Consider the following 17953-nt stretch of genomic DNA (forward strand, 5'->3'; position numbering starts at 1 on the left):
GCGTCGAGCTGCAACCACCTGTCGGTGGGCGCGGGGAACTGCGCGACCAGCCCCCGCCGGCCCGCGGCCGACGACCGTCCGTCGACCCGTTGTCAGTGCCCACCCGCACAATGGACCCGGAGCATTGAGCACAACGAAGGGGCGGCGTGACCCATGACCGTATGGGACGACCTGGTCGGCCAGGAGCGGGTGAGCGAGCAGCTCGCGGCCGCCGCTCGGGACGCCGACGCCCTGGTCACCGCTGTCGCCACCGACGCCCCGCCGCCCGAGGCGTCGAAGATGACGCACGCCTGGCTGTTCACGGGCCCCCCGGGGGCCGGCCGCAACCAGGCGGCGCGGGCCTTCGCCGCCGCCCTGCAATGCGTCAGCCCGGACCGGGCCCTCGGCGGAGCGCCGGGCTGCGGCTTCTGCGAGGGGTGTCACACGGCGCTCATCGGCACCCACGCCGACGTCAGCTCGGTGGCCGCCGTCGGCACCCAGATCCTCGCCGACGACATGCGGGACACCGTCCGCAAGTCCTTCACCTCGCCGGCGAACGGCCGCTGGCAGGTCATCCTCGTCGAGGACGCCGAGCGGCTGAACGAGAAGTCGGCCAACGCGGTCCTCAAGGCCGTCGAGGAGCCCGCCCCCCGCACCGTCTGGCTGCTGTGCGCGCCGTCCGTCGAGGACGTCCTGCCGACGATCCGCTCCCGCTGCCGCCACCTGAACCTGAGCACTCCCTCCGTGGAGGCCGTCGCCGACATGCTGGTGCGCCGGGAGGGCGTCGAGCCGGCCGCCGCGATGGCCGCCGCCCGGGCCACCCAGGGCCATGTCGACCGGGCCCGCCGCCTGGCCACCGACCCGGCCGCCCGCGCGCGCCGGGCCGCCGTGCTGAAGCTGCCCCTGCGGATCGACGACATCGGGGGCTGTCTCAAGGCGGCCCAGGAGCTCGTCGACGCGGCGGCCGACGACGCCAAGCAGCTCGCCGAGGAGACGGACGGCAAGGAGACCGAGGAGCTGAAGGCGGCGATGGGTGCCTCGCAGGGCGGCCGCATGCCCCGCGGCACGGCGGGCGTCATGAAGGACCTGGAGGACCGGCAGAAGCGCCGCCGCACCCGGACCCAGCGCGACAGCCTCGACCTGGCCCTGACCGACCTCACCGCGTTCTACCGGGACGTCCTCGCGATCCAGCTCGGCTCCCGGGTGGCGATCGCCAACGCGGACGCCGAGGACGCCCTGGAGCGGCTCGCCCGCGCCAGCTCCCCGGAGACCACGCTCCGCCGTATCGAGGCCATCGGCGCCTGCCGGGACGCCCTCGACCGCAATGTGGCCCCGCTGCTCGCGGTGGAGGCGATGACGATGGCGCTCCGAGCGGGCTGAGGACCGGGACCGGCGGGTGATCATGCGTTTGACCGGGTCACTCGTACGGGCCGCATTGTTCACTCAGGGCATGCGTGTCGGTGCGGAGAGTTACGCTCGCTCGATGCACATCAGGCGCAATCACCGCCACACCAGCCCGACGCCTCTCCCCGGCCGGGCGCTGACGTCGGCGCGCACGCCCCGCACCGGCGGCGCCCTCCTGGCCGTCGCCGCCCTGCTCGTCTCCGCCTGCTCCGCGGGCGCCTCGACGACCTCGGCCACCTCGGCCGCCGACGTGGCCCTCGGCGCGCTGCCGCGGTCGACACCGGCCGCCCTCGCGCCGTACTACGGACAGAAGGCCCGCTGGCGCGACTGCGGGGTCCCCGGTTTCCAGTGCGCCACGCTGCGGGCGCCGCTCGACTACGACAGGCCGGCCGGCGGGGACGTCCGGCTCGCCGTCACCCGCAAGAAGGCCACCGGGCCGGGCGAGCGCCTGGGGTCGCTGTTCGTGAACCCGGGCGGACCGGGCGGCTCGGCGGTCGGCTACGCCCAGGCGTACGCCGGGATCGGCTACCCGGCGGAGGTGCGGGCCCGTTACGACGTGGTCGCGGTGGACCCGCGTGGGGTCGCCCGCAGCGAGCCTGTCACATGCCTCGACGGGCCGGACATGGACACGTACACCCAGACGGACACCACTCCCGACGACGCGCGCGAGACCGCCGAACTGGTCGACGCCTACAAGGAGTTCGCGGAGGAGTGCGGTGCGCGCTCGGCGCGACTGCTGCGGCACGTGTCGACCGTCGAGACGGCACGGGACATGGACATCGTGCGGGCGGCGCTGGGCGACGCGAAGCTGAACTACGTGGGGGCGTCGTACGGCACGTTCCTCGGGGCGACGTACGCGGGGCTGTTCCCCGGCCGCTCGGGGCGGCTCGTGCTGGACGGCGCGATGGACCCCTCGCTGCCCGCGCGCCGGCTGAACCTCGACCAGACGGCCGGTTTCGAGACGGCGTTCCAGTCGTTCGCGAAGGACTGTGTGCAGCAGCCCGACTGCCCACTCGGGACGAAGGGCACGCCGAGCGCGCGGGTCGGCCGGAACCTCAAGGCGTTCTTCCGCAAGCTCGACGCCCACCCGATCCCCACCGGTGACGCGGCCGGCCGCACCCTCGGCGAGGCCCTCGCCACCACCGGAGTGATCGCGGCGATGTACGACGAGAGCTCCTGGGCGCAACTGCGGGAGGCGCTGGGCTCGGCGATGAAGGACAACGACGGCGCCGGTCTGCTGGTCCTCGCCGACAGCTACTACGAGCGGGACGCCGACGGCGGCTACAGCAACCTGATGTCCGCCAACGCGGCGGTGAACTGCCTCGACCTCCCGCCCGCCTACGACAGCCCGGAGGAGGTCGAGAAGGCCGTCCCCACCTTCGAGAAGGCGTCCCCGGTCTTCGGCAAGGGGCTCGCCTGGGCCTCCCTCGGCTGCGCGTACTGGCCGGTCGCCCCCACGGGCGAGCCGCACCGGATCGAGGCGCGGGGCGCCGGCCCGATCGTCGTGGTCGGCACCACCCGCGACCCCGCCACCCCCTACCGCTGGGCCCGCGCCCTGGCCGGTCAGCTCACCTCGTCCCGCCTGCTCACCTACGAGGGCGACGGCCACACCGCCTACGGCCGCGGCAGCGCCTGCGTCGACTCGGCGATCAACGCCTACCTGCTCCGCGGCACCCCTCCCGCGCCCGGAAAACGCTGCTCCTAGGCCGGCCGCCGGAGCCCTCGGGGGTGCCCCGAGGGCTGGTGCGGAGCACCCCCGGAAACTGTGTAGACTTACCGACGTTGCTGATCGCACCATGGTGCGGACGGCGCGCCGCCTTAGCTCAGATGGCCAGAGCAACGCACTCGTAATGCGTAGGTCTCGGGTTCGAATCCCGAAGGCGGCTCCGGAACAAGGCCAGGTCACACACTCTGTGGCTTGGCCTTTCCCGTTGGCCGGAGCGGTCCCGGCTCTCTCCCGCCACGGCTCGCCGCTTTGCCCGTTACCGCCAATAACCGCCCGCCCGCTTTGGCGGTCCGCCGCCCTGTGGCACCGATCGCGCCGCCGTTAACGTCCCGGCATGAGGCGACGCAAGCGCATCGGAACGAGCCGCGCCACGTCCTTACGGCGGGTGCGGGACAGGACGATCCAGCGCCTGGACGGCGTCCGGGCCGGCGGTCGGCGCAGACGGCTCGGGCGTCGGGTCGAGCAGGCCCGGCCCTGGCTCCAGTTCCTGGCCGACCTCGCCACGCTGCTCGCGCGGGTGGTGCGGTAGCCGGTACGGGGTGCCCGCACGGGAACACCGTGTCCGGACGGACGTCCTCCGCCCGGGCCGTCACGATGGAGTGGACGGACCGGACCAGCGCGCGGAGGTGCCGCATGGCAGGAACCGGGTCGGCGGGCGGCTACTCCGCCACGCCCCTGGCCAGGAAGCTCGGCATCAAGGCGGGACACCGGGTACGGCTGGACGGCGCCCCCGACGGGTGGGACATCCCGGGCCTGCCCGACGGCTGCGAGGTCACCACCGGAGGCTCCCGCGGCGCGGACGTCGTCGTGACCTTCCACCGCGAGTACGCACGGCTCGCCGCGGAGGCTGGGGAACTGGTCACTGGCCTCGCGGACGACGCGGCCCTGTGGATCGCCTGGCCACGCAGGGCCGCCGGGCACGTCAGCGACATCACCGAGAACTCCCTGCGGGAGGTCTTCCTGCCGCTCGGAGTCGTCGACGTGAAGGTCGCGGCGCTGGGGGAGGACTGGTCGGGACTGAAGTTCGTGCGACGGAGGGAGAACCGGCGAGGGTGACACGGAGGCCGGGGGCCGGGGGACCGGAGCCGGAGGAAGGAGGGGGGAGCTCTCTGCCGGAGAATCTTCTTCGCCCGCGAGGAGAGCGACCTGGCCTGGCGGGGCGCCGACCTCGGCTGGCGCATCCTGTACGCGCCCGAACTACCGCTCCAGCACCCGTTGACCGGCACGCCGTCGCGAACCTTCCGACGAGCGAAGGTCGTTGAGGTGGCGCACGGTGTGGCACCTCGGCCGGCTGGGGCGCCTGCCCGTGATCGGAGAGGCCCGGGCTGCGGACAGGACGAGGGTCCCGGTCGTTCACCTCCGCCGACCGGGACCCTCTCGCGTCCCACGGATCCGGCCACGACGGCGACACTCCCCCGAGTTGCGCGTCCTACGCGCGCGCCCTCGGGCCAGATCCGATGATGTGATCACATCAGGTTGCGCCAACAAATCGCTAACATGTGGCCAACACATCTACGTTTTGTCAGCAGCCGGTTGGCGTGAAGCAGACGGCGGTGATGGGGGACCGACGGTGTGCAACCGCGGGGCGACAACGGATTCCGGCAGTGGCCGGTGCCGGACGGCTGGCGGGAAACCGTCGTGAAGAGGGCGGGTTTCCGCCAGAAGTGGGCGGCGTGATGGGGCGCGGATCGCAGTCAGGGCTGCGGTTCGGACTGCTCGGGCCGCCGGTTCTGTACGACGGCCAGGGCGGCGGCGTACGCATGGTCGGCAGCCGCAAGCAGCGGATCCTGCTGGCCGCCCTGCTCCTCGAGGCCGGCCGGGTCGTCTCCACCAAGGCCCTCAAGGAGGCGCTGTGGGGGAGCACGCCGCCCGCCTCGGCGAAGGCCTCGCTGCACAACCACGTCTCGCGGCTGCGGCGGCTGCTCGACGACCCCGAACGACTTCAGGCGGTGGCCCCCGGCTATCTGCTGCGCGTCGCGCCGGGCGAGCTCGACGTCCAGGTCTTCGAGAGCCACGCCGCCCGCGCCCGTGGCGCCCACGCCGACGGGAACTGGACCGAGACCGTCCGGGCCTGTGCGGCCGCGCTCGCGCTGTGGCGCGGCGCGCCGCTGACCGGAGTGCCCTCCGAACTCGCCGGATACGCCCTGGTCCAGCGCCTGGAGGAGGCCCGGCTGCTGCTCCTGGAGTGGCACTACGACGCCGAACTCGCCCTCGCCGACACCCGGCCGGGCGCCCTCGTCCCCGAACTCTCCGCACTGGCCGCCGAACACCCGCTGCGCGAGTCCTACCACCGCCAGCTCATGCTCGCCCTCCACCGCACCGGCCGCCAGGCCGAGGCCCTGGCCGTCCACCGCGACCTGCGCACCCGCCTGATCGAGGAACTCGGCGTGGAACCGGGCCCGGCGGTCCGCGAGGCACATGTGCAGGTGCTGCGCGGGGGAGACGGCGGCGGGTCCGGCGCCGGTACCCGTACCGGCACCGATCAGCCGCCGACGGACCGTCACCGGCACCTCCGGCCGGAATCCTCGGAGATGGGCGAGACGGATCGTACGGTCCCAACTGAGCCTCGGGGCGCAGTGGTTGACGCCGACGAGGCGTCCCGGGGGACCGGGTCGGCCTCCCCCGGCGCACCTCCCGCAGGTGCTACGCGCGAAGACGCCTCACCCGAACTCCCGCGATCGCCCCATGCCCTCCCGCGATCGCCCCATGCCCTCCCGCGGTCACCCCATGCCCTCCCGCCGTCACTCCTCAGCCGCCCTTCGTCCCGCCGGACCTCTCCACCCTCGGCCTCGGCCGCCGATCCGCCATCCCCTGCGGCCGAGGCCGAGGCCGAGACCGACAGCGAGACCACTAACGGGACCGGAACGGGGACCGAGGCCCCCCTCCCCCTGCCCCGCCCCGCCCAACTCCCCCCTCCCCCCGGTCACTTCATCGGGCGGGTCACCACCCGGGAGGACCTCCGCCGTGCCCTCACCCCTGAGGGGGGCCCGGCCGTCGGAGTCGTCAGTGGCATGGCCGGCGTCGGCAAGAGCGCGCTCGCCCTGCATGTCGCCCATGAGCTGCGGGAACGTTTCCCCGACGGTCAGCTCTACGTCAATCTCCAGGGCGCCTCCCCGGGCATGACCCCCCTCACCCCGGCCCAGGCCCTCACCGCCCTGCTCCGCGACCTCGGTGCCGATCCGCGCAGCATCCCCGAACACCCGGACGCGGCAGCCGCGTTGCTGCGCTCGCTGCTCGCGCCCACCCGCACGCTCATGGTGCTGGACGACGCCGCGAGCGCCGCTCAGGTACGGCCGCTGCTGCCGGGCGGCGCCGGCTGTGCGGTGATCGTCACCAGCCGCTCCCCGTTGACCGCCCTCGACGACGCCCACCGCTTCCCGCTCTCCCCGCTCTCGGCCGAGGAGAGCGCGGAGTTGCTGCGCGCTGTCTCGGGTCGGGACGGCAGGGAGGGTCGGGACGGCCGGGAGGGCGCCGGCACCGGTGACGCCCCCGCTGACGGCATCACGGTCCCGGTCTTCGACGCCCCCGCCACCGCCTGTGCCGCCCCCTCCGCCCCCGATGCCGCCACCCCCCTAGACGCCACGCACCCCCTCATAGAACTCACCGGCCGCCTTCCGCTGGCCCTGCGCGTCGTGGCCGCCCGGCTGGCCGCCCGGCACGCCCTCACCCCCGACGTCCTCGCCGACCAACTGGCCGCCGCCGAGGACCGGTTGCGGCACCTGGAGTACGACGACCTGTCCGTCCGCCGGTCCCTGGCCGTCGCCCACGACGCCCTCGCCGCCTCCGGCCGCCGCTCCGACCGCGACGCCGCGCTCGCCCTGTGCCGTATCGGCGCCCTCGACCTGCCCACCTACGGTGTCCCCCTCGTCGCCCGCCTCCTCGGCACCGACGGCACCGACGAGACCCGCGCGGAGGACGCGCTCGACCGCCTCGTCGACGTGGCCCTGCTGGAGGAGAAGGCGTACGGCCGCTACGCCCCGCACGGCCTGGTCCGCGACTTCGCGCGCGAACTCGCGGGCACCGGGCATGCCCCCGACATCGCCCGCACCGCCCTGCGCTGGTACGCGGCCGTCGCCGAACGCGCCCTCGCCGCGATCCTCGAACCCGGTCTCGACCTGGAGGACCGCCGCCGCCCGACCGCCGCGCAGCCACCGGAGCACGCGGCGCACGTCCTGTCCATCCCGCCGTTCCCCTCCTCGGAGAAGGCCTTCGCCTGGGGCGAGTCGGAGCTGGAGAACATCGTCGCCCTGACCGAACGGCACCTGGACACCCCCGACGAACGCACCGCCGCCCACGTCTCCACCCTGCTGCGCCTGCTGTCGCCCCTCCTCCAGCGCAGCGGCCGGGTCGCCGAGACCGAGGTCCTCTGCCGGGCCGCGCTCACCGTGGCGCGACGGCTCGGCGACGAGGAGGCCGAGGCGTGCGCCCTGGGCGACCTGGCCGGACTGCACTTCCTGACCGGACGGCACAGCGAGGCCCTGGCCCTCAACGACCGGGCCCTCGCGATCTGGCGGCGGCTCGGCAGGGACTCCTGGACGCGCCGCTGCCTCAACAACCGGGGCCTGCTGCTCGAAGGTTTGGGCCGGCACGCCGAGGCGGGCGAGGCACTGCGGCAGAGCCTCGCCTACGCACGGCGGCTGAACGACCCTTACGGCGAGGCCGTCACCCACAGCAACCTCGGCAACCTGTTGGAGCACACCGACCCGCGCGCCGCCATCGAACAGCACCGCCGCTCGCTCGCCATCGGTGAGAGGACCGGCAGCGTGGTCGTACGGCACTCCGCGCACTGCAACATCGGCCACGCCCATCTCACCCTCGGCGAACCGGCCGCCGCGGTGGCGCACTTCGAGGAGAGCCTGCGCATCCTCGGCAGCCTCGGCGACTGGCACGGGGAGTCGCAGACGCGACTCGGCCTGGTCCGCGCCCTGCGCCTGATCGGCCACGGCGAACGCGCCGCCGCGGAGTGCGCGGAACTGCTGCGCCGCGCGGACGCCCGCGCCGACCGCTACACCGGCGCCCTCGCCCGCCACCAGCACGGACTCCTGCTGCGCGAGCGGGGCCGGACCGAGGAGGCGCACGAGCAGTGGCGGGCCGCTCTCGACGCGCTGGACGGCACGGACGAGAGGGCGGTGCTCCAGGAACTCATCGCCCTGCTCGACGACTCCGGTTTACGGTGATCACTTCGCGTCCGCGTAGCACTCCACCACCGCCGTCGTGAACGGGAACCGCACCGGTGTCTCACCGAACGTCAGCCGTCCGGCCAGCTCCGACGCCGCTCTGATCGCCGCCACGACCGCCTCGGCCTCCTCCTCGGGGCAGTGCACGATCACCTCGTCGTGCTGGAAGAAGACCAGTTCGGCAGCCATCCCCGCGCAGGCCTGCCGCAGCGCGGCGAGCAGCAGCAGCGCCCAGTCGGCGGCGCTGCCCTGCACCACGAAGTTCCGGGCGAAGCGGCCGCGGGCGCGGGAGTTGGTGGAGGCGTACCCCGGCACCCAGCCGTCCTCGCCGGAAGCGGGCGGCCCGGCCGGGTCGTCCTGGGGGATGCCCGCCTCCTCCGCGTCGCCCGCCCCGGCCGCGGGCGGGCAGGTCCGCCCCAGCCAGGTCCGCACCAGCCGGCCCTCCTCGCCGGCGCGGGCCGCGTCGTCGACGTACGCGACGGCCTTCGGGAAGCGGCGTCTGAGGGCGGCGAGGTTCTTCAGGCCGTCGCCGGAGGTCTGGCCGTAGACCGCGCCGAGCACGGCGAGCTTGGCCTGGGCGCGGTCGCCGGAGAAGGCCCGGTCGGAGACGGACTGGTAGAGGTCGCTGTCGCGCCCCGCCACCTCCATGAGCCCGGGGTCGCGGGAGATGGCGGCGAGCACCCGCGGCTCCATCTGGTCCGCGTCGGCGACGACGAGCCGCCAGCCGGGGTCGGCGACCACCGCGCGCCGGATCACCTTGGGGATCTGAAGGGCGCCCCCGCCGTTGGTGACCCAGCGGCCGGTGACCGTGCCGTGGGCCATGAACTCGGGCCGGAACCGCCCGTCCCGCACCCAGTCCTGGAGCCAGGACCAGCCGTGGGCGACCCAGATGCGGTACAGCTTCTTGTACTCGACCAGCGGCTTCACGGCCGGATGGTCCAGGGACTCGATCTCCCAGCGCCGCGTCGACCTCACCTTGATGCCCGCCTGCGCGAACGCCTTGACGACATCGGCGGGCCGGTCGGGCCGCACCCGGCGCCCGAAGGCCGCGGACACCTCGTCGGCCAGCTCGGCGAGGCGCCGGGGCTCACCGCCACCGGCGTACCGCTCGCCGAGCAGTTCGTGCAGCACCCGGCGGTGGGTCTCGGCGCTCCACGGCAGCCCGGCGCGGTTCATCTCGGCGGCCACCAGCATCCCCGCCGACTCGGCGGCGGTCAGCAGCCGCATCCGGTCGGGGTGCGCGGTGGTGTCGTGCCGCCGCTGCTGGTCGGCGTAGACCTCGGCGAGGTCGGTCAGCGGCACATGGACGCTCTGCGGTTCGAACAGGGAGGACTGCGAGCCCGGTTCGGCGGCGCGCTGGGGCGGGTCGGGCGGTACCGGGCCGCCGCGCAGGCGGGCCAGGGCTGCCGCGGCCGAACGCGGTTCCCCGTACCGCCCCTCGTGGCCGAGCAGGAGGGTCTCGGCGTCCTCGATGTCGTAGCACCGCTCCACCCGCACCCCGGCGGCGAGCAGGCGCGGATAGACCTCGGCGGTGGACCGCCACACCCACCGCGTCACCTCCGGCCGCCCCCGCACGGCCTCGACCAGATCCCGCTCCCGCTGCACCGGTCCCACGGGCAGCCCGTCGGACCCGAGGGCGGCCAGCTCCACACCACCGTCCTCGGCCGGAGCGAGAGCCCAGCGGTCGGTCACACCTGCGAGTCTGCCAGCCACCTCTGACAACGGACCTTCCGGACAGCGCAGGTCGCGGTGCCCGTCCGGGGGGCGGGAGGGCGGACGTACGGGCGCGGAGGGCTGTGCTGGGCCGCGGGGGCGCGGGTCGCGTAGGGCTGGGTAGGGCCGCGGGCGTCCGGGGCGGCGGAAGGGTGAGCCGGACCTCCGGCACTTGGGCCGCGCGAGTGCGAACCGGGTCGAGGGCTTCGGGGCGAGGACGGCTGGGCGAGGACGGCTGGGCGGGGCGCAGGCGTCCGGCGGCGGAGCCGTGAGCCGGACAGCGGAAGCGGACGATCGACCGGGACCGCGGGTGTCCGGACCGCGTACGACTGGGTCGGACCACGTTCGTCCGGATGTCGACGGCTGAGCCGGACCGGAGATCAGCCGCTCAGCCGGGCCCCTCAGCCCTTCTCGGCCTCTTCTGCCTGTGCCTTGACGTACCCCTCCAGCGCCTTCACGAGGGCCCCCTCCACCGGCTCCTTCTCGACGCCCAGTCCCGACAGCACCCCCGTGCCGTGCTCGAACTCCAGCAGGGCCAGCAGGATGTGCTCGGTGCCGATGTAGTTGTGGCCCAGCCGGAGCGCCTCGCGGAAGGTCAGCTCCAGGACCTTCTTGGCGTCGGAGCCGTAGGGGACGAGTTCGGGGACCTCCTCGGCGGCCGGCGGGAGCGCGTCGGTCGCGGCCCGGCGGACGGCGTCGAGCGTGACCCCCTGGGCGACGAGCGCCTTGGCCGCGAGGCCCTCCGGTTCGGCCAGCAGGCCGAGGACGAGGTGCTCGGGACGCCCCTCGGGGTTGCGGGCGGTCAGGGCCGCGTTGTGGGCGGCCATCACCACGTTGCGGGCCCGGGGGGTGTACCGGCTGAAGCCCTGGTCGGCGTTGAGGTCCGCCGACTCCCTCGGCACGAACCGCTTCTGCGCCGCCTGCCGGGTGACCCCCATGCTCCTGCCGATGTCCGTCCAGGAGGCGCCCGAACGCCGTGCCTGGTCCACGAAGTGGCCGATCAGATGGTCGGCCACCTCCCCGAGGTGATCGGCGGCGATCACCGCGTCCTGGAGCTGGTCGAGGGGCTCGTCATGGACCTTCTTGATGGCCGTGATGAGGTCGTCGAGGCGTACGGATGACGTGATGTTGGGGTTCGTCGTCATGCTGTCAACCTTAGGTTGACAGTGCTGGGGTGTCAACCAGAGGTTGCCTCTCCTTCTCCTTTACTTCGGTGAGGCCGCCAGCCGCACCGCGAGCCCCGTGAACACCGTCCCCGACACGATGTTCATCCACCGGTTCACGCGCGCACTGCGCCGAAGGACGTCCCCCAGCCGTCCCGCGAGCAGACCCACACCCCCGTCCCAAAGGAACCCCATGACCACGAGCGTGGTCCCGAGCAGCAGCAACTGACCCGGGACGTGCCCAAGCGACGGGTTCACGAACTGGGGCAGGAACGCCACGTTGAAGAGGATCACCTTCGGGTTGAGCAGATTGGTGACGGCGCCCTGCCAGAAGGCCCGCCGCATCCCCGCCCCGCCGCCGGTGCCCCCGCTCTCACCCGGAACCGACCGGTCCCGGAACGCCTTCACCGCCAGCCAGAGCAGATAGGCCGCACCGACCCAGCGCAGCACGTGGTACAGCGTCGGCAGGGTGTTGAACAACGCCGACAGCCCGAGCGCCGCGGCCACCGTGTGCACGAGCATGGCGCAGGCCACGCCGAACGCCGCCATCACCCCGGCGGCGGGTCCGCCCCGGCCGCCCATCGCCACGATGAACATCATGTCGGGGCCGGGGGTGACGCAGAGCGCGAAGGCGGCGACGAGAAACGCCGCGTACAGAGACATGTCCACCATGCGGCCATGCTCGAAGCGGCACGCGCGCGTGGGCGACCGGTTTTCGGGGAGTGAGACGATCGCCCCGTGAGCAGGAGCAAGGGCAGCCGCACGAACGACGGCAAGGGCAGCGGTACGAACGGCGGCAAAGGCAGGGGTACGAACGAGCGCAAGGGCAGCGGTACGAACGAACGCGAGGGTGGCGGCACGAACAGCGGCCGGAGCGGCGACAAGGGCAGGGGCACGAACGGCAACCCCGCCGCCACCGTCGACCGCGCCTTCCGCACCGCCCTCTACGCCGACGACGACACCGCCCTGGACACCGGCGCCTCCCTCCTCGCCGCCGACCCCGCCACGGACACCGAACTGGCCCGGCGCGGCGCCGAGTTCGTCGCGCAGGCCTGGCGGCGCGGCTGGCAGCCCGCCGACGTCGTACGGATCGTGCGCCGCGAACTGGACGACACCCATGTGCGCCTCGCCGCCGCCCTGATCCGCGCGCAGGCCCCCGACGACGGCCCGCGCGGCCCTCGCTGGACCGCCCAGCTCGCCCAGTTGGAGGAGCCCGGGGACGACACCCCCCGCCCCGACCGCTTCACGCACGCCACCGCCGTACTGGAGCTGTACCGCCTGCTGCTGCGCCTGCCCGCGCTGGAGCCGCTGGAGGACCCCCGGCGGGAGCGCGGGGGGCGCGAGGGCGACGCCCGCATGCTCGGCCGTATCCGCGCCCTGCTCGCCAAGGCGGAGGCGACCGGCTTCCCCGAGGAGGCGGAGGCGCTCACCGCGAAGGCGCAGGAGCTGATGGCCCGGCACAGTGTCGACGAGGCGCTGCTCGACGCCCGGGCGCCCGCGAAGGATGTCCCCGGTGCCTGCCGGATCGGGGTCGAGCCGCCGTACGAGCAGGCGAAGGCGGTGCTCCTCGACGCGGTCGCCACGGCCAACCACTGCCGGGCGGTGTGGAACGAACCGTTCGCCTTCTCCACGGTCGTCGGCTTTGAGGGCGACCTGGCGTCGGTCGAACTCCTCTACACCTCGCTGCTCGTGCAGGCGCAGTCCGCGATGGCGAAGGCGGAGGCGGCGCAGAGGTCGGGCGGCCGCAAGCGCACCAAGACCTTCCGGCAGTCCTTCCTCGCGGCCTACGCCCACCGCGTCGGCGACCGCCTGCGCGCCGCTGCCGAGGCCCCGGTGACCGACGACCTGCTGCCGGTGCTGGCCTCCCGCGAGGTCGCCGTCACCGACCGCGTGGAGCGGATGTTCCCGCGGACCACGACGACCCGGCTGCGCGGTGTCAGCGACGAGGCGGGCTGGACCGAGGGCACCCGGGCGGCCGACCGGGCGCAGGTAGGGAACCGGACGCGGCTCAGTCGCCGGCCTGAGTGAAGGCGCCGACGGAGGCGGTCGGGTCGGCTGCCTTGCCGCCCTTGCCCTGAACCGGCCCGTACGACCACTTGAAGCTCTTGCGGGTGTCCGCTCCCGGCAGACCGATCTCCAGCGTCGTCACGTCGAGGCTCGCCCCGGCGCCGGCCTCACCGCGCGTGTACGTGAGGGTGAAGGTGGCGGCCGTGCCCTTGGCCAGGGTCAGCTTCGTGGCGGTGGCGCCCTGCGCGGGCGCGAGGCTCGCCGACGAGTCCGCGGCCTTCAGATCGACGCCGGGGAAGCCGTCCAGCGTGCAGTCGGCGCTCTGGTTGGTGAGGGTGACGGGGATGTTGCCGGTGTCCCCGGCGGCGGGGGCCACGTTGGCGGGGCCGACCTCCACGTCCATGGCGCTGATCCGGCACGTGGTGCCGTTGTCGGGGCTCGCTGTGGCCTTGTCACCACCGGAGCTGTCGCTGTCGCCGGAGCAGCCGGTCAGGAGCAGGGCGGCGAGGGCGGTGACGGCGAGGGGGGCGGCGCGCATGTGAAGTCCTCTGATGTGAGCGATCCGGTGCATGGATCATCACGCATACCGGAACACCACGGTTGCCCACCCCCCACCGACGCCCCGCGCTGCACCCCGAGGAGCTCCGGAGTTCTCCGGCCCCCCGAGACCCCGCACCGGCGCCCACCGCCGCGCCCCCGGAGTTCTCCGGGCCCCCCCGAGACCCCGCCCCGGCGCTCTCCGCTCTACGCCCCGGAGGCGCCCCAGTGTTCACCGCGACGCCCCGAGACCCCACCCGGCGGCCTCTGCTGGCGCCCCGAGACTCCGCACCGGCGTCCTCCGCCGCGCCCCGAGACCCGACCGGCGGCCTCTGCTCTACGACCCGGAGACGCCCCGAAGTTCTTCGCGATGCCCCGATGCCCCGCCCGGCGTCCTCCGCCGCGCCCCGAGACCCCGCGCTGGCGCTCTCCGCTCCACGACCCGGAGACGCCCCGGAGTTCTTCGCGATGCCCCGATGCCCCGCCCCGGCGTCCTCCGCCGCGCCCCGAGACCCCGCACCCGCGCCCTCCGCTCTACGCCCCGAAGGAGGCGCCCCAGCCTTTACCGCCGCCCCGAGACTCCCACCGGCGCTCACCGCCACGCCCCGGAGACGTCCCCAGCGCCCGCCACCCCACCCCCAGGCGCCCCCGGCGACACCACCGCGTCCACAGGAGCCCCGGCGCCCGCCACCCCACCCCCAGGAGCCCCCGCCGCCCCCGCTCTACGACCCGAGCCCCGCCGTCGGCAGTCCGCTCGGCAGGCGGCCGCCCTCGGCCCTTGTGTAGGTCTCGGTGCCGGCGGCGCCCGACCACTTCACCCTGAGCTCGGTCCTGCCGACCGACTCGACCGTCCCCTCGGCACGGTCCGTGTTGCCGTCCGCGCACTTGAGACGGATCGTCTTCGCGCTCGCGCTGCCGCTGCACACCGTGCCGCCGGTGGCGAACAGCCCGGCCCGGTCGCCGTTGACCAGCAGCGCGACCGCCTTGCCGCCGGTGGTGGTCAGCCAGCTCCCCGCGACCTCGCCGGACGCCGAGGACGACGTACCGGAGGAGGAGGCGGAGGGCGAGGCCGACGGCGGCGCGGACGCGCTGGAGGTGGGCGACGCGTCGTCGTCCGAGCCCCCGCCGCTGCACGCGGTCAGCGCGAGCGCACCCACCAGCCCAGCGGCCGCGAGCCCGGCCCGTCGACCCGACACAGTGCGCGAGAAGATCGCCGAAGTCACTGGAAGCTCCCAAGGTGTAGCGGTCGGCCGGACGACCGCAGCAAGCTACCAGCACCACCCGTGAGGGCTACCAGGACGATTTGCGGACACCTGGCAGATGCCCCGCGTGCGCCTGCTCGCGCAGTCCCACCCGGGACAGCCCGAAGGCCCGGAAGTAGCCGCGCGGCCGCCCGTCCACCTGATCGCGGTTGCGCACGCGCGTGGCGCTCGCGTCCCGCGGCTGCCGCCGCAACTCCTCCTGGCCCGCGAGCCGTTCGGCGTCCGTGGACGACGGCCTGCGGATGATCTCCTTCAGCTCGGCCCGCCGTACGGCGTACCGCGCGACGATCTCCTGGCGCTTCTCGTTCTTCGCGATCTTGCTCTTCTTCGCCATACCGGTTCCCCTCTCGAACCCTCAGACCTCGAACCCTCGAAACCTCGGACCTCGAACCGTCGGCCCTCAGACCCGCACCCCGCGCGCGCGGATCCGCGCCACGGCCGCCTCGACGCCGATCGAGTCGACGGTCCTGATGCCCTTGGTGCTCAGCCGCAGCCGCACGTGGCGGCCCTCGCTCGGCAGCCAGTAGCGCCTGGACTGGATGTTGGGGTCGAAGCGGCGCGAGGTGCGCCGGTGGGAGCGGGAGATCCGGTTGCCGAAGCCGGGCCGGGCGCCGGTCAGCATGCAGTGGGCGGACACGGGTGATGCACCTCTCTCGGAGCAGTTGTGTAAATGGAATTCATTTTCAGTAAGATAGCAGCATGGCACGCAACGAACTCCGCCCGGTCATCAAGCTCCGGTCCACGGCTGGGACCGGCTTCACCTATGTGACCCGCAAGAACCGCCGCAACGACCCGGACCGTATGACCCTGCGGAAGTACGACCCGGTCGTCGGCCGCCACGTCGACTTCCGAGAGGAGCGCTGACCATGCGCGAGGGAATCCACCCGTCGTACGGCCCCGTGGTCTTCCGCGACCGCGCCGCGAACCACGCCTTCCTCACCCGCTCGACGATGACGAGCGAGAAGACGATCGAGTGGGAGGACGGCCGCACCTACCCGGTCGTGGACGTCGAGATCTCGAACGTCAGCCATCCCTTCTACACCGGCACCGCCCGCGTCCTGGACACCGCGGGCCGGGTCGAGCGCTTCGAGCGCCGGTACGGAAAGAAGGGCTGATGCTCTCCGTCGTGATCGTCGGCGGGCTGCACGCCGACGCGCGCAAGGCGGCCGTCCGGCAGTTGCTCGCCGACGTACCCGGCAGTGTCGTCCTCCACCACGACCTGGCGACGGCCGCGGCCGGCACCGTCGTACGCACGATCCGCGACGCCACCGGCGTCCTGTCCGCCGGCGAGGCCCCCCTGGTCAACGACTGCGCCTGCTGCGCGCTCCGGGACGACCTGGTTCCGGAGCTGCGCCGCCTGGACGCGGCCGGGACGCTGCGCCTCGCGGTCGTCGAGCTGTGGGACTCCGTCGAGCCCAAGGCGATGGCCGAGGTGGTCGCGGCCGGCGGCCTCACGGTCACCGGAGTGGTCACCGCGGTCGACCCGGCGCTCGTGCTGCCGTACCTCGGCAACGGCGACGACCTCGCCGAGCGCGGTCTCGCCGCCGCGGCCACCGATCAGCGCACGGTGGCCGACACCTTCGCCCGCCAGCTCGAGTACGCCCCCGTCCTCGCCGTCCTCGACTCCCCGGAGGCCGACGAGGAGGACCGTGAACTCCTCGCCCAGCTCCACCCGACGGCCCGCCAGGTGCCCGTCCGGGACGTCGCACCGACCGACGGGGCGGGCACCCGGTATCCGGTACGGCCTTCTGCCGACTCGCCCCTGGCCCGTGCCGCCCTCGCCGGGTTCGACGTGGAGTCCGCCGCGGCCGCCCAGCATCCCGCCTGTGCCCTGCTGCCCGCCGAGGCCGACGCGCACGGTGTGGCCACGCTCGTCTGGCACCGCCGCCGGCCCTTCCACCCGGAGCGGCTGTACGAGGCGCTGGAGGACATCACCTGCGCCGCAGCCCGCAGCCGGGGCCGGTTCTGGCTCGCCGACAAGCCGGACGTGCTGCTGCACTGGGACGCGGCCGGGGGCGCCCTGTGCGTGGAGAGCGCGGGTCCGTGGCTCGCCTCGCTCCCCGACGCGGCCTGGGACATGGTCCCGCCGGTGCGCCGGGCGGCCGCCGCGCTGGACTGGCACCCGGAGCACGGCGACTGCTGCCAGCATCTCGTCTTCACCTCGCCCGGCCTCGACCGCGACGGACTCGAACGGCTCCTGGAGTCCTGCCTGCTGACCGATGCCGAGTACGCGGCCGGCCGCGACGCCTGGAAACGCCTCCCGCCCGCCTTCGACACCCTCCTGGAGGTCTGATGCCTCGCAACTCCGACCGCAAGCCCGACCGCAAGCTCGCCAAGAACCGCCCCAACCCACTGGACGTGGCCGGGATCACCTACGTCGACTACAAGGACACCGACCTGCTGCGGAAGTTCATCTCCGACCGCGGCAAGATCCGCAGCCGTCGCGTCACCCGCGTGTCGGCCCAGCAGCAGCGACAGCTCGCCCGGGCCATCAAGAACGCCCGCGAGATGGCCCTGCTGCCGTACTCCAGCAGGTGAGGACTCATAGGTAGGAGATTCCCTACGGTTGACGCGTAGGGAATCTCCTACCTATTCTCCTGGGCATGACCATCACGCACGCCTCCTTCGTCACCCTCCCCGTCTCCGACCAGGACCGCGCCCTGCGCTTCTACACCGACGTCCTCGGTCTGACCGTCACCGCCGACCGGGACCTGCCCCAGGGGCGCTGGCTCCAGGTGGCCCCCGAGGGTGCGCAGACCGTCTTCACGCTCTCCGGTCCGGGCATGGGTGGCTTCGAGCCCGGCTCGGCCCGGGGGATCATGTTGGTCACGACCGACGTCGACGCGGACTGTGCGCGCCTCGCGGACGCCGGGACCCCCGTGCAGGGGCCCGACGATCTCCCGTGGGGCCGCATGGCCTCCTTCACGGACCCCGACGGCAACGGTCTGATGCTGCTGACGGAGGCACACCAGTAGGAAGGCCGGC

The 17953-nt window shown here is 73.6% G+C and carries 18 protein-coding genes, 1 tRNA gene and 1 pseudogene; 13 read left to right on the plus strand and 7 right to left on the minus strand.

Translation table 11 applies throughout. The annotated features are described in order from the left end of the window. Nucleotides 1-153: 153 nt before the first annotated feature. The 7 genes and pseudogenes from ACIQJT_RS18470 to ACIQJT_RS18500 all read left to right on the plus strand — a co-directional run bounded on the left by ACIQJT_RS18470 (nt 154) and on the right by ACIQJT_RS18500 (nt 8286). The gene (locus tag ACIQJT_RS18470) at nt 154-1359 is read left to right on the plus strand and encodes a DNA polymerase III subunit delta' (RefSeq protein ID WP_365461068.1); all 1206 of its coding nucleotides are present in this window, start codon (nt 154-156) and stop codon (nt 1357-1359) included. 103 nt (nt 1360-1462) lie between these two features. Next, entirely contained in the window at nt 1463-3088 is a 1626-nt protein-coding gene (locus tag ACIQJT_RS18475) for an alpha/beta hydrolase (protein ID WP_402644612.1), read from the plus strand. Between the two features lie 107 nt (nt 3089-3195). Then, a tRNA-Thr gene (locus ACIQJT_RS18480) sits at nt 3196-3269 on the plus strand. Between the two features lie 174 nt (nt 3270-3443). After that, nucleotides 3444-3638, plus strand: a complete 195-nt coding sequence (locus tag ACIQJT_RS18485) for a hypothetical protein (RefSeq protein WP_402644614.1) — start codon at nt 3444-3446, stop codon at nt 3636-3638. Between the two features lie 104 nt (nt 3639-3742). Beyond that, nucleotides 3743-4165, plus strand: coding sequence for a DUF3052 domain-containing protein (locus ACIQJT_RS18490; protein ID WP_365461074.1), 423 nt, complete (start codon nt 3743-3745; stop codon nt 4163-4165). A 39-nt stretch (nt 4166-4204) separates the two neighbouring features. Next, nucleotides 4205-4421, plus strand: a pseudogene (locus ACIQJT_RS18495) (glycosyltransferase family 2 protein); the annotation flags it as partial. Nucleotides 4422-4785: 364 nt separating this feature from the next. Then, on the plus strand, nt 4786-8286 hold the full coding sequence (locus ACIQJT_RS18500; RefSeq protein ID WP_402644617.1) for a BTAD domain-containing putative transcriptional regulator: 3501 nt from the start codon (nt 4786-4788) through the stop codon (nt 8284-8286). On the opposite strand, the gene ACIQJT_RS18505 is transcribed toward ACIQJT_RS18500, so the two are convergent. The 3 genes from ACIQJT_RS18505 to ACIQJT_RS18515 form a co-directional block, all read right to left on the minus strand. Further along, nucleotides 8287-9978 carry a bifunctional 3'-5' exonuclease/DNA polymerase gene (locus ACIQJT_RS18505; protein ID WP_402644619.1) on the minus strand — a complete coding sequence of 564 codons (1692 nt, stop codon included), beginning with the start codon at nt 9976-9978 and terminating at the stop codon, nt 8287-8289. Between the two features lie 422 nt (nt 9979-10400). Then, on the minus strand, nt 10401-11144 hold the full coding sequence (locus ACIQJT_RS18510; RefSeq protein ID WP_365461078.1) for a Clp protease N-terminal domain-containing protein: 744 nt from the start codon (nt 11142-11144) through the stop codon (nt 10401-10403). A gap of 60 nt (nt 11145-11204) precedes the next feature. After that, complete coding sequence (locus ACIQJT_RS18515; RefSeq protein ID WP_402644622.1) at nt 11205-11834, minus strand: LysE family translocator; 630 nt, start codon at nt 11832-11834, stop codon at nt 11205-11207. A gap of 294 nt (nt 11835-12128) precedes the next feature. On the opposite strand from ACIQJT_RS18515, the gene ACIQJT_RS18520 reads away from it, so the two are divergent. Continuing rightward, nucleotides 12129-13190 (plus strand): DUF2786 domain-containing protein, encoded by a 1062-nt coding sequence (locus ACIQJT_RS18520; RefSeq protein WP_402644805.1) that lies wholly within the window; start codon nt 12129-12131, stop codon nt 13188-13190. Here ACIQJT_RS18520 and ACIQJT_RS18525 read toward each other — a convergent pair. The 4 genes from ACIQJT_RS18525 to rpmB all read right to left on the minus strand — a co-directional run bounded on the left by ACIQJT_RS18525 (nt 13171) and on the right by rpmB (nt 15605). Continuing rightward, the gene (locus ACIQJT_RS18525) at nt 13171-13707 is read right to left on the minus strand and encodes a DUF4232 domain-containing protein (protein WP_402644624.1); all 537 of its coding nucleotides are present in this window, start codon (nt 13705-13707) and stop codon (nt 13171-13173) included. The two genes, ACIQJT_RS18520 and ACIQJT_RS18525, sit on opposite strands and share 20 nt — an antisense overlap. Before the next feature lie 721 nt (nt 13708-14428). After that, a complete protein-coding gene (locus tag ACIQJT_RS18530) occupies nt 14429-14929 on the minus strand; it encodes a hypothetical protein (RefSeq protein ID WP_365461084.1) in 501 nt (166 codons plus the stop codon). A 67-nt stretch (nt 14930-14996) separates the two neighbouring features. Beyond that, a complete protein-coding gene (gene rpsN / locus ACIQJT_RS18535) occupies nt 14997-15302 on the minus strand; it encodes a 30S ribosomal protein S14 (RefSeq protein ID WP_402644626.1) in 306 nt (101 codons plus the stop codon). Between the two features lie 66 nt (nt 15303-15368). Continuing rightward, nucleotides 15369-15605: a 50S ribosomal protein L28 gene (rpmB, locus tag ACIQJT_RS18540; RefSeq protein WP_402644629.1), complete on the minus strand. Its 237-nt coding sequence runs from the start codon at nt 15603-15605 to the stop codon at nt 15369-15371. 62 nt (nt 15606-15667) lie between these two features. Here rpmB and rpmG point away from each other — a divergent pair, with 62 nt between their 5' ends. The 5 genes from rpmG to ACIQJT_RS18565 all read left to right on the plus strand — a co-directional run bounded on the left by rpmG (nt 15668) and on the right by ACIQJT_RS18565 (nt 17943). Further along, complete coding sequence (gene rpmG, locus ACIQJT_RS18545; RefSeq protein ID WP_019753828.1) at nt 15668-15832, plus strand: 50S ribosomal protein L33; 165 nt, start codon at nt 15668-15670, stop codon at nt 15830-15832. A 2-nt stretch (nt 15833-15834) separates the two neighbouring features. Next, complete coding sequence (locus ACIQJT_RS18550) at nt 15835-16083, plus strand: type B 50S ribosomal protein L31 (RefSeq protein ID WP_053850664.1); 249 nt, start codon at nt 15835-15837, stop codon at nt 16081-16083. After that, complete coding sequence (locus tag ACIQJT_RS18555; RefSeq protein ID WP_402644633.1) at nt 16083-17261, plus strand: CobW family GTP-binding protein; 1179 nt, start codon at nt 16083-16085, stop codon at nt 17259-17261. The genes ACIQJT_RS18550 and ACIQJT_RS18555 overlap by 1 nt, the downstream gene beginning before the upstream one ends. Then, on the plus strand, nt 17261-17506 hold the full coding sequence (rpsR, locus tag ACIQJT_RS18560) for a 30S ribosomal protein S18 (RefSeq protein WP_402644635.1): 246 nt from the start codon (nt 17261-17263) through the stop codon (nt 17504-17506). The genes ACIQJT_RS18555 and rpsR overlap by 1 nt, the downstream gene beginning before the upstream one ends. Nucleotides 17507-17571: 65 nt before the next feature. Next, complete coding sequence (locus ACIQJT_RS18565) at nt 17572-17943, plus strand: VOC family protein (RefSeq protein ID WP_402644637.1); 372 nt, start codon at nt 17572-17574, stop codon at nt 17941-17943. Nucleotides 17944-17953 lie beyond the last annotated feature (10 nt).

The organism is Streptomyces sp. NPDC091972 (assembly GCF_044756385.1).
In the GTDB taxonomy this organism is placed as follows: Bacteria; Actinomycetota; Actinomycetes; order Streptomycetales; family Streptomycetaceae; genus Streptomyces.

Coding starts and splice junctions, on each gene's coding strand:
- ACIQJT_RS18470 (WP_365461068.1), top strand. CDS start 154: ATGACCGTATGGGACGACCTGGTCGGCCAGGAGCGGGTGAGCGAGCAG.
- ACIQJT_RS18475 (WP_402644612.1), top strand. CDS start 1,463: ATGCACATCAGGCGCAATCACCGCCACACCAGCCCGACGCCTCTCCCC.
- ACIQJT_RS18485 (WP_402644614.1), top strand. CDS start 3,444: ATGAGGCGACGCAAGCGCATCGGAACGAGCCGCGCCACGTCCTTACGG.
- ACIQJT_RS18490 (WP_365461074.1), top strand. CDS start 3,743: ATGGCAGGAACCGGGTCGGCGGGCGGCTACTCCGCCACGCCCCTGGCC.
- ACIQJT_RS18500 (WP_402644617.1), top strand. CDS start 4,786: ATGGGGCGCGGATCGCAGTCAGGGCTGCGGTTCGGACTGCTCGGGCCG.
- ACIQJT_RS18510 (WP_365461078.1), bottom strand. CDS start 11,144: ATGACGACGAACCCCAACATCACGTCATCCGTACGCCTCGACGACCTC.
- ACIQJT_RS18515 (WP_402644622.1), bottom strand. CDS start 11,834: ATGGTGGACATGTCTCTGTACGCGGCGTTTCTCGTCGCCGCCTTCGCG.
- ACIQJT_RS18525 (WP_402644624.1), bottom strand. CDS start 13,707: ATGCGCGCCGCCCCCCTCGCCGTCACCGCCCTCGCCGCCCTGCTCCTG.
- rpsN (WP_402644626.1), bottom strand. CDS start 15,302: ATGGCGAAGAAGAGCAAGATCGCGAAGAACGAGAAGCGCCAGGAGATC.
- rpmG (WP_019753828.1), top strand. CDS start 15,668: ATGGCACGCAACGAACTCCGCCCGGTCATCAAGCTCCGGTCCACGGCT.
- ACIQJT_RS18550 (WP_053850664.1), top strand. CDS start 15,835: ATGCGCGAGGGAATCCACCCGTCGTACGGCCCCGTGGTCTTCCGCGAC.
- ACIQJT_RS18555 (WP_402644633.1), top strand. CDS start 16,083: ATGCTCTCCGTCGTGATCGTCGGCGGGCTGCACGCCGACGCGCGCAAG.
- rpsR (WP_402644635.1), top strand. CDS start 17,261: ATGCCTCGCAACTCCGACCGCAAGCCCGACCGCAAGCTCGCCAAGAAC.
- ACIQJT_RS18565 (WP_402644637.1), top strand. CDS start 17,572: ATGACCATCACGCACGCCTCCTTCGTCACCCTCCCCGTCTCCGACCAG.